This window comes from Endobacter medicaginis, assembly GCF_014192375.1.
GTDB lineage: Bacteria > Pseudomonadota > Alphaproteobacteria > Acetobacterales > Acetobacteraceae > Endobacter > Endobacter medicaginis.
On sequence record NZ_JACHXV010000017.1, the window covers coordinates 25,788 to 34,914 of the forward strand.

Annotated in this window: 11 protein-coding genes and 1 tRNA gene; 5 read left to right on the forward strand and 7 right to left on the reverse strand. The window is 68.9% G+C overall.

Going from position 1 to position 9,127, the window contains the following annotated elements; all coding sequences use genetic code 11:
• Positions 1–5: 5 nt before the first annotated feature.
• Together galU and pgmG are read left to right on the forward strand one after the other, a co-directional pair.
• Positions 6–884, forward strand: coding sequence for a UTP--glucose-1-phosphate uridylyltransferase GalU (gene galU, locus FHR90_RS14505; RefSeq protein ID WP_176622751.1), 879 nt, complete (start codon positions 6–8; stop codon positions 882–884).
• Between the two features lie 2 nt (positions 885–886).
• On the forward strand, positions 887–2,296 hold the full coding sequence (gene pgmG, locus FHR90_RS14510; RefSeq protein ID WP_176622753.1) for a phosphoglucomutase/phosphomannomutase PgmG: 1,410 nt from the start codon (positions 887–889) through the stop codon (positions 2,294–2,296).
• On the opposite strand, the gene FHR90_RS14515 is transcribed toward pgmG, so the two are convergent.
• The gene (locus FHR90_RS14515) at positions 2,217–3,164 is read right to left on the reverse strand and encodes an ATP-binding protein (protein WP_176622755.1); all 948 of its coding nucleotides are present in this window, start codon (positions 3,162–3,164) and stop codon (positions 2,217–2,219) included. The two genes, pgmG and FHR90_RS14515, sit on opposite strands and share 80 nt — an antisense overlap.
• Before the next feature lie 152 nt (positions 3,165–3,316).
• Between FHR90_RS14515 and FHR90_RS14520 the strand changes: the two genes are divergently transcribed.
• Positions 3,317–3,460 (forward strand): DUF3553 domain-containing protein, encoded by a 144-nt coding sequence (locus tag FHR90_RS14520; RefSeq protein WP_246330297.1) that lies wholly within the window; start codon positions 3,317–3,319, stop codon positions 3,458–3,460.
• Positions 3,457–4,455, forward strand: a complete 999-nt coding sequence (gene moaA, locus FHR90_RS14525; RefSeq protein ID WP_183275459.1) for a GTP 3',8-cyclase MoaA — start codon at positions 3,457–3,459, stop codon at positions 4,453–4,455. The genes FHR90_RS14520 and moaA overlap by 4 nt, the downstream gene beginning before the upstream one ends.
• 13 nt (positions 4,456–4,468) lie before the next feature.
• On the opposite strand, the gene FHR90_RS14530 is transcribed toward moaA, so the two are convergent.
• The 6 genes from FHR90_RS14530 to rplU all read right to left on the reverse strand — a co-directional run bounded on the left by FHR90_RS14530 (position 4,469) and on the right by rplU (position 8,345).
• On the reverse strand, positions 4,469–4,621 hold the full coding sequence (locus FHR90_RS14530) for a hypothetical protein (RefSeq protein ID WP_183275460.1): 153 nt from the start codon (positions 4,619–4,621) through the stop codon (positions 4,469–4,471).
• The gene (locus FHR90_RS14535) at positions 4,618–5,475 is read right to left on the reverse strand and encodes a methyltransferase domain-containing protein (RefSeq protein WP_183275461.1); all 858 of its coding nucleotides are present in this window, start codon (positions 5,473–5,475) and stop codon (positions 4,618–4,620) included. Before FHR90_RS14535 ends, FHR90_RS14530 begins: the two co-directional genes overlap by 4 nt.
• Positions 5,476–5,487: 12 nt before the next feature.
• A complete protein-coding gene (proB, locus tag FHR90_RS14540) occupies positions 5,488–6,627 on the reverse strand; it encodes a glutamate 5-kinase (RefSeq protein WP_183275462.1) in 1,140 nt (379 codons plus the stop codon).
• Positions 6,624–7,640 (reverse strand): GTPase ObgE, encoded by a 1,017-nt coding sequence (obgE, locus tag FHR90_RS14545; protein WP_176625722.1) that lies wholly within the window; start codon positions 7,638–7,640, stop codon positions 6,624–6,626. Before obgE ends, proB begins: the two co-directional genes overlap by 4 nt.
• A 99-nt stretch (positions 7,641–7,739) precedes the next feature.
• Positions 7,740–8,009 carry a 50S ribosomal protein L27 gene (gene rpmA / locus FHR90_RS14550; RefSeq protein ID WP_176625724.1) on the reverse strand — a complete coding sequence of 90 codons (270 nt, stop codon included), beginning with the start codon at positions 8,007–8,009 and terminating at the stop codon, positions 7,740–7,742.
• Positions 8,010–8,027: 18 nt separating this feature from the next.
• Positions 8,028–8,345, reverse strand: a complete 318-nt coding sequence (gene rplU / locus FHR90_RS14555) for a 50S ribosomal protein L21 (protein WP_176625726.1) — start codon at positions 8,343–8,345, stop codon at positions 8,028–8,030.
• Between the two features lie 245 nt (positions 8,346–8,590).
• Here rplU and FHR90_RS14560 point away from each other — a divergent pair.
• A tRNA-Ser gene (locus tag FHR90_RS14560) sits at positions 8,591–8,680 on the forward strand.
• Positions 8,681–9,127 lie beyond the last annotated feature (447 nt).

The window sequence follows — 9,127 nt, forward strand, 5'->3', positions numbered from 1 at the left end:
CCATCGTGACCAAACCATTGCGCAAGGCCGTTCTGCCGGTCGCCGGCCTCGGGACGCGCTTCCTGCCGGCGACCAAGGCGATGGCCAAGGAAATGCTGCCGGTCGTCGACCGTCCGCTGATCCAGTACGCGATCGACGAGGCCCGCGAGGCAGGGATCGAGCAGTTCTGCCTCATCACCGGCCGCGGCAAGACCGCGCTGGTCGAGTATTTCGACCGTGCCTTCGAGCTGGAGGCCACCTTGCGCGAGCGCGACAAGAAGGACGCGCTGGCAGCACTCGAGCCGACGATGATGGAGCCCGGCTCGATCGTCTCGGTGCGTCAGCAGGAGCCGATGGGGCTCGGCCATGCGATCTGGTGCGCACGCTCCTTCATCGGCGACGATCCGTTCGCCATCCTGCTGCCCGACGACGTGATCCTGTCGAAGGTGTCCTGCCTCAAGCAGCTCGCCGACGCCCATGCCGAGACGGGCGGCAACGTCGTCGCCGTCACGGAAGTGCCGCGTGACCAGACCAACCGCTACGGTATCCTCGATGTCGGCGCCGATGACGGCCGCCTGGTCGAGGTCAAGGGCCTGGTCGAGAAGCCGAAGCCGGAGGACGCGCCGTCGAACCTGTCGATCATCGGGCGCTATGTGCTGACCGGCGACGTGATGCCGCACCTGGCGAAGCTCGAACGCGGCGCCGGCGGCGAGGTGCAGCTCACCGACGCGATGGCCAAGATGATCGGCCAGGTGCCGTTCCACGGCCTGCGCTATGAAGGGGAACGCTTCGACTGCGGCGACAAGGTCGGCTTCCTCGAGGCCCAGGTCGCCTTCGCGCTCCAGCGCCCCGATCTCGGCCCGGCCGTGCGTACCTTCCTCAAGAAGTATATCGGAGCGCTCTAAAGATGTCCTTCAGCCACGCCTTCAACCCGACGAGCCTGCGCGAGTATGACATCCGCGGCATCGTCGGGCAGACCCTGGATGCCAAGGACGCCTTCGCGATCGGGCGCACCTTCGGGTCGATCGTCGCCGACAAGGGCGGCAGGACCGTCGCGGTGGGCTATGACGGGCGCGTCTCGTCGCCGGAGCTGGAAGCCGCCCTGGTCGAGGGGCTGGTGGCCAGCGGCATGCATGTGCTGCGCGTCGGCCGCTGCCCGACGCCGATGCTGTACTACGCCTCGACCGTGAAGCAGACCGATGGCGCGGTCATGGTCACCGGCAGCCACAACCCGGCCAATTACAACGGCTTCAAGATGATGCTGATGCGCAAGCCGTTCTTCGGCGAGCAGATCAAGCAGCTCGGCGAGCGTTCGGCCAGCGGCCAGGTGGTCCCCGAAGCCGAGGGAAGCTCGGAATCGATCGACATCACCGCCGATTACGTCGCCCGCCTGATGGCCGACTGGGATGGCGGCGACCGCATCCTCAAGGTGGTCTGGGACAACGGCAACGGTGCGGCCGGCGACGTGCTGCCGCGACTGACCTCCTCGCTGCCGGGTGAGCACATCATCCTCAACCAGCAGATCGACGGCACCTTCCCGGCCCATCACCCCGATCCGACGGTGGCCAAGAACCTCGAGCAGATCATCGCCGAGGTGGCGAAGCAGGGGGCCGATCTCGGCATCGCCTTCGATGGCGATGCCGACCGGATCGGCGTGGTCGACGACAAGGGCCAGATCTTCTGGGGCGACCAGCTCCTGGTCGTGCTGGCCCGCGACGTGCTCAAATCGCACCCAAAGGGCACCATCATCGCCGACGTGAAGGCCTCCCAGGTGCTGTTCGACGAGGTCGAGCGTGCCGGCGGCACGCCGCTGATGTGGCGCACCGGCCATTCGCTCATCAAGTCGAAGATGGCCGAGACCGGCTCGCCGCTCGCCGGCGAGATGTCGGGCCATGTGTTCTTCGCCGACAAGTGGTACGGGTTCGATGACGCGCTGTATGCCGCCGTGCGCCTGCTCGGCATCGTCGCGCGATCGAGTGAGAAGCTCTCCGCCGTGCGCGACGCCCTGCCGGCCACCGTCAGCACCCCCGAGCTCCGTTTCGACTGCGAGGACACCCGCAAGTTCCAGGTGATCGACGAGGTTGCCGCCCGTCTCAAGGAGGAGGGCGCGGCGGTCGCCGATATCGACGGCGTGCGGGTCAAGACCGAGGATGGCTGGTGGCTGCTGCGCGCGTCCAACACCCAGGCGGTGCTGGTGGCACGTGCCGAGGCGACGTCCGAGGAGGGCCTGGAGCGGCTCAAGGCGGCGCTGGTGTCGCAGCTCGAGAAGAGCGGGCTGGAGGCGCCGGATTTCTCCGGCGAGAACGCCGGCCACTGAACGGGTCCTGCGTCTGCAGGCAGGACGAGGACACCTCAGGACAGTCATCCGCACGGGCGAGGCGCGCGTGTGGAATGCGCAGCATCGCCCGCGTACCTCGCCCGGGCGATGAGTGCAGCTCGACCTCGCCGTCCAACGGCGCAAGCGCGTGGCGCACGATGTCCAGACCCAGCCCCAGGCCGGAGACCGGGCTGGGGTGGGGTGCACGGTCCGCGACGACACCACGCCCGTCATCCTCCAGGGCGATGAACAGCATATCGCCCGCGTGCGTCGCTCTCAGGACCAGTTGCCCGGTCTCGGGCTTGCCCAGCGCGCGCCGTTCCCCGGGCGGCTCGATGCCGTGATCGGCGGCATTGCGCAGCAACTGCACGAGCGCGTCGCGCAGCGGGGCGAGCCAGGCCGGCGCCAGCCTCGTCGCATGCCCCTCGACGCTCAGGCGGATCCGGCGCCCGAGCAGTGCCGCGCAATCACCGAGCACACGCTGGAGACCGGGGACGAGGTCGCCGAACCGGGCGGTTCGGGATGCCCGGGCCGGCTGTGGCAGGCTGATGATCCTGACGCGCAGGAGCTCGATCCGCATGGCCAGTCGAGCCGCCTCGATGGCCAGCACCGCGGGTGATGCGTCTGCGTCGCCCAGACGCCTCTCCAGCGTCGATGCCGCGTCGCACAGTCCCTGGAGCCCGAAGAATCCGGCGGTGCCGCGCAGGGCGTGCAGCGACAGGGCGATCGGCGAGGGCGCAGGCGCGATGGCGAGCCGCTCGATGGCGTGCGGCGTGAGGTGCGGCAGCAGTTCGCTCGCCTGCGCGATGAAATCGGCCAGCAGTTCGGGATCGTCCAGCACGATGTCGCGTTCCGCCCACGAGATCATGCCGTTCACCCCCGACAACCGCCTGAACAGCCGAAAAACTGACAGCCATTGGCAAAGATTTGGTAAACGAGCCCGATGCACAGTCTCGAGACATGGATTTGACCGGTACCGACGGTTCCGCTCGCTTTCTGCGGCCGCTCTATGAGCCGGGCATGCTGGTGCGGCATCCTGACGAGCCGGGATGGGGGCTGGGGCAGGTGCAGTCTGCGGTCGGCGATCGGGTCACGGTCAATTTTGACGAGCGCGGCAAGGTGCTGATCGACACGTCCGGCATCGAATTGGAGATCGTCGGTTGACCGCGCCGCTGATCGACGGATTCGGCCGCCGCATCACCTATCTGCGACTGTCGGTGACCGATCGTTGCGACATGCGCTGCACCTACTGCATGTCGGAGACGATGCGCTTCCTGCCGCGCGACGAGGTGCTCGATCTCGAGGAGCTCGCGCGTCTCGGCGAGGTGTTCATCGCCGGCGGCGTGCGGCGGCTGCGCATCACCGGGGGCGAGCCGCTGGTCCGTCGCGACATCCTCGGCCTGTTCGAGCGCCTCGGCCGACGCATCGGCGACGGGCTCGACGAGCTGACGCTGACGACCAACGGCTCCCGCCTCGCCGAATTCGCCGAACCCCTGGCCGCGAGCGGCGTAAGGCGGGTCAATGTCAGCCTCGACAGCCTCGATGGGGCCCGTTTCGCCGCCATTACCCGTCGCGGCAGCCTGCATCGCACGCTCGATGGCATCTCGGCGGCGCGCGCGGCGGGGCTTGCGGTACGGATCAATACCGTCGCCCTGCGCGGCATCAACGATGACGAGATCGACACCCTGATCGGCTGGTGCGGCGGTATCGGCGCCGATCTCTGTCTGATCGAGACCATGCCGCTCGGCGAGACCGGCGAGGACCGTTCCGCGCACTACCTGCCGCTCGGCGAACTGCGCGCCCGGCTCGAGCGAAGCTGGACGCTGAGCGAGGATGGCGGCGCCTGCGGCGGCGGTCCGGCGCGCTATCTGCGCATCGCCGAGACAGGGCGGCGTCTCGGGCTGATCACCCCGATGAGCCATAATTTCTGCGCGAGCTGCAATCGCGTGCGCATCAGCTGCACCGGCCGTCTCTATCTGTGCCTGGGCCACGAGGAGGGCACCGACCTGCGCGCCGCCCTGCGCTCGGGCGCCGATGACGCCGGCCTGCGCGCCCTGGTCGACGACGCGCTCGACCGCAAGCCCTGGCGGCACGATTTCGCCATCGGCCCGGCGCTGCCGCCCACGCTGAGCCGCCACATGAGCCTCACCGGCGGCTGACGCCGCCTGGCGTTCAGTAGCCGTGCGGGGTCATCACCGAGGGGTCGGCCGGCGCGGCGGGGATGTCGCCTCCGGTGGCCGTGGCCGGGACAGGAGCGGGGGCCGGCTGCGACGCACAGCCGGCGAGACAGGCAAGCGCGCAGGCCAGCGCGAGGTGTCGGATCATTCTGTCGTGTCTCCAAGGGCGGCGCCCAGCGGGGTATCGAACGCGCCGGGGGCGAGGGGTTTCGGCTGGCCGGGCGCGGGCGCCCAGCCGGTGAGCATCGCCAGATGCAGGTCGAGCGGCATGGTGGCATCCTCCCCGAGCAGCGACGCGAAGGCGGCGGCAAAGGCGCCCGGATCGAGCGGTCGCTGCTCCCGCAGGCGCAGGGCGTTGGTCTCGCCGGCGCGGCGGAGGTCGCGCAGCAGGCTGTCGGGCCGGCGCCAGGCGAGGGCGAGGCGATCGGTATCGACCACCGGCAGCGCGAACCCGGCCCGCTGCATCAGCGCGGCGGCATCATGCAGGCGCGGATAGGGCGAGATGCGCGGCGCCGCGCCGCCGGAGAGATCGCTTTCCGCGGCGATCAGCGCCTCGCGCAGCGGCGCCGCCGTCGGCAGCACCGGCAGTGCGGCGAGGAACAGCCCGTCGGGGCGCAGGATGTGGCGGATTTGCGCGAAGGTGCCCGGCAGGTCGTTGACCCAGTGCAGCGACAGGCTGGCCACCACCAGATCGAAACTGCCGGCGGCGAAGGGTAGGCACTCCTCGTCGGCGGCGACGCGCAGGCCGGGCGCGCCGACCAGCATCGCGGCCGAAAGATCGCAGCTGATGGTCTCGATGCCGCGCGCGGCGAGCCTGGGGGCCACCACGCCGCGGCCGCCGATGTCGAGCGCGCGGGCGAAGCGGTGCGTGGTGTCGTCCAGCCGGTCGAGCAGGCGCTCGGCCACGGCGTCGAGGATCGGGGCGACATGCGCCACAAGGGAAGCGGCGCGGTCGCGGTGCAGACGCACCGCACGCCGGTCGAAGATCGCAGCCTTGCTCATCGCGACAATCGCTCAGCCGGCCGTGACGGCGGTCAGCACCAGGTCGTCACGATGGATCGCCTCATCGCGGCCGCGCCAGCCCAGCACCTGCTCGATCTCGGCCGAGCGGCGCCCGGCGATGCGGACCAGATCGGCGGCGGGATAGGCCGACAGTCCGCGCCCGATATCCTGGCCGCCGGGTCCGACCACCGCGACCGGATCGCCGCGCTCGAACATTCCCTCCACCGCACGAATGCCGGCCGGCAGCAGCGAGCCGCCGGCCAGGAGCGCACGCTCCGCACCGGCATCGATCACCACACGCCCCACCGGCGCCAGAGCGCCGGCGATCCAGCGCTTGCGTGCGCTGCGCCCGTCCGAGGCGGCGAGGAACCACGAGCAGCGCGCGCCCTCGGCCAGCCGGCGCAGCGGATGGTCCCCCGCACCCAGCCCGATCGCCATCGCGCAGCCCGCGCCGGTGGCGATGCGTGCGGCGGCGAGCTTGGTGCGCATGCCGCCCGAGGAATGTCCCGGCGGCGGTGCGCCGCCCATCGCCTCGATCTCCGGGGTCAGCGACGCGATGAGGTCGAGATGGGTTGCGCCCGGGTCGAGCCGTGGGTCGGCGGTATACAGCCCGTCGATGTCCGACAGCAGCACGAGCTGGTCGGCCTCCACCATCTCGGCGACGCGGGCGGCGAGGCGGTCATTGTCGCCGAAGCGGATCTCCAGCGTGGCGACGGTGTCGTTCTCGTTGATCACCGGCACGCAGCCCAGCGACAGCAGCGTCGACAGCGTCGCCCGCGCGTTGAGATAGCGGCGGCGGTCCTCGGTATCGCCCAGGGTGAGCAGCACCTGGGCGGCGACCAGACCGTGCCGGGCCAGCGCATCGCTCCAGGCCTGGGCCAGCCGGATCTGCCCGACCGCGGCCGCGGCCTGTTTCTCCTCCAGCCGCAACCGCCGCGCCGGCAGGGCGAGGCGGTGCCGCGCCAGCGAGATCGCGCCGGACGAGACCACCAGCACCTCGCAGCCGCGCTGCCGCAGCCAGGCGATATCGGCCACGACGCTGTCCAGCCAGCCGGCGCGCAGGTCGGCGGCCTCCGGGTCGACCAGCAGCGCGCTGCCGATCTTGACCACCAGCCGCCGCGCCGTGGTCAGATCCGGGCGGGGAGGGCTCACGCGCGTTCCGTCTCGGCTGCGCGGGTCTCGGTGACCACATTCTGCAACCGTCGCAGCACCTCCGGCACGCCCTTGCCGCTCACCCCCGACAGCACCAGCACCTCCGCGCCCGACGCCTTCTCCAGTGCGCGCCGACGCGCCGAGATCTGCTGCGGCGTCATCGCGTCGCACTTGTTCAGCCCGATGATCTCGGGTTTGGCCGCCAGCCCGCCATCATAGGATTCGAGCTCATGGCGGATGGTGCGCCAGGCCGCGACCACATCGCCGGCCGCTCCGTCGATCAGATGCAGCAGCACCGCGCAGCGCTCGACATGGCCGAGGAACCGGTCGCCGAGACCGGCTCCTTCATGCGCGCCCTCGATCAGCCCAGGGATGTCGGCGATGACGAATTCCTCCGCCGCCGACAGCCGCACCACGCCGAGCTGCGGGTGCAGGGTGGTGAACGGATAGTCGGCAATCTTCGGACGCGCCGCCGAGGCGGCGGCGAGGAAAGTAGACTTGCCGGCATTCGGCAGCCCCACCAGGCCCGCATCGGCGATCAGCTTCAGCCTCAGCCAGACCCAGCGCTCCTCGCCCGGCCAGCCGGGATCGGCGCGGCGCGGCGCACGGTTGGTGGAGCTCTTGTAGTTGGCGTTGCCGAACCCCCCGTCGCCGCCGCGGCACAGCAGGATCTTCTTGCCCGGCGTGTCGAGATCGGCGAGCAGGGTCTCGCGGTCGTCATCGAAGATCTGCGTGCCGACCGGCACCTTGATCACCACCGGTGGTGCCGCCGCGCCGGTACGGTCTGAGCCCGCGCCGTTGCCACCCTTGCGGGCGCGGAAATGCTGCGTGTAGCGGAAATCGATCAGCGTGTTGAGGTTGGCGACCGCCTCGAACCAGACATCGCCGCCGCGCCCGCCATTGCCGCCATCGGGTCCGCCGAACTCGATGTATTTCTCGCGCCGGAACGCGGTCACGCCATCCCCGCCATCGCCGGATTTGACGTAGATCTTGGCCTGATCGAGGAATTTCATCGCAACACGCGGTCCACAGCAGAGGAAGCCGGGACGAAAAAGGGCCGGCACCCGAAGGGCCGGCCCCGATCCTGTCCCGAGAAGAGGAGCCGGTCCGCCTTATTCGGCGGCGGCCGGCAGCGCCTCGACGGAGACCTGCACGCGGCCTTCGGCGCGGGTCTCGAACTTCACCTGGCCGTCGACCAGGGCGAAGATGGTGTGGTCGCGGCCGAGGCCGACATTGCGGCCCGGCTTCATCTTGGTGCCGCGCTGACGGATGATGATGTTGCCGGCGACGACGCTCTCGCCACCGAACTTCTTCACGCCGAGGCGGCGTCCTGCGGTATCGCGACCGTTGCGCGACGAACCGCCTGCTTTCTTGTGTGCCATGGGGGTGTTCTCCTCAGCTCAGGCGGCGATGATGTCGGCGATGCGCAGCACGGTGACGTGCTGGCGATGACCGTTCTTGCGGCGGCTGTTCTGCCGGCGGCGCTTCTTGAAGATGATGATCTTCTCAAGGCGGTCCTGGGCGATCACGGTCGCGGTGACCGAAGCCCCGGCCACCAGCGGCGCGCCGATGGTGGCGGTGCCTTCACCGCCGACGGCGAGGACCTGATCGAAGGTGACGGTGCTGCCCGGCTCGGCATCGAGCTTCTCGACCTTGACCACCAGATCCGGCGTGACCCGGTACTGCTTGCCGCCTGTGCGGATGACTGCGAACTTCATCTGTGTTGTCTCTGCTTTCCGATCTCATTGGCACGGGCCATTGCCCCGCACCCAGTCGCTTCTTATCGTGGGCTGAGCGCCCGGCCTGAGCCATGCGCACAGCAACGCACCGGAGACCTCCGGTGCGAGGGGCGCGATTACCCCCTCAGCCCCCCACCTGTCAACAAAATCCCGTCCCGCCCATCGCCCGACCCGGCTTGCCAACCGTCCGACGCTTACTTATAAGCCCGCCCACCACCGGACCTGGAGGGGTGCCAGAGTGGTCGATTGGGACGGTCTCGAAAACCGTTGTACGTGCAAGCGTACCGTGGGTTCGAATCCCACCCCCTCCGCCAAGAAAATTAGAAAAATCTATTCAGAACAGAAGTTTATCGACAGGACGCGTTTGCGTCCCTCCTTCGATCCCATCTTGGGATTTGCGTTCTTCTGCTGCGTCGATGGTCGAATATTTCTCTTGGCGCCGGAGTGGCGGCTGGCGTAGGTTGAGAAGTCAGCGCAGGTCTGGTGTATGGTGATCCCGGTTGGGTGACCCGTTTCCCTCCTTGAACTGAAACAGCAAGACTACCCTCCCCGAATACACATCATCTGCGAGCCTCCATCTGAGGCTCAGGTTCAGAGACGGTCGATTGGCGATCGTTGTGTCGAGGAGGGCTGGCAATGTTCGATAATCAGGCTCGGTCCGCCGATTGACGTGACCCCCGTTTTTCATCCAGCGGAAGCGAGAGTCCTGTCTTGATCTGAGCCATCGTTGATGGCGGGTGCAAGAGGCCGAAGCGCGGAGC

Excerpts from the sequence above, each read along its gene's own strand:
- pgmG (WP_176622753.1), top strand. The coding sequence starts at position 887 with ATGTCCTTCAGCCACGCCTTCAACCCGACGAGCCTGCGCGAGTATGAC.
- FHR90_RS14515 (WP_176622755.1), bottom strand. The coding sequence starts at position 3,164 with ATGATCTCGTGGGCGGAACGCGACATCGTGCTGGACGATCCCGAACTG.
- FHR90_RS14520 (WP_246330297.1), top strand. The coding sequence starts at position 3,317 with ATGCTGGTGCGGCATCCTGACGAGCCGGGATGGGGGCTGGGGCAGGTG.
- FHR90_RS14530 (WP_183275460.1), bottom strand. The coding sequence starts at position 4,621 with ATGATCCGACACCTCGCGCTGGCCTGCGCGCTTGCCTGTCTCGCCGGC.
- FHR90_RS14535 (WP_183275461.1), bottom strand. The coding sequence starts at position 5,475 with ATGAGCAAGGCTGCGATCTTCGACCGGCGTGCGGTGCGTCTGCACCGC.
- obgE (WP_176625722.1), bottom strand. The coding sequence starts at position 7,640 with ATGAAATTCCTCGATCAGGCCAAGATCTACGTCAAATCCGGCGATGGC.
- rpmA (WP_176625724.1), bottom strand. The coding sequence starts at position 8,009 with ATGGCACACAAGAAAGCAGGCGGTTCGTCGCGCAACGGTCGCGATACC.
- rplU (WP_176625726.1), bottom strand. The coding sequence starts at position 8,345 with ATGAAGTTCGCAGTCATCCGCACAGGCGGCAAGCAGTACCGGGTCACG.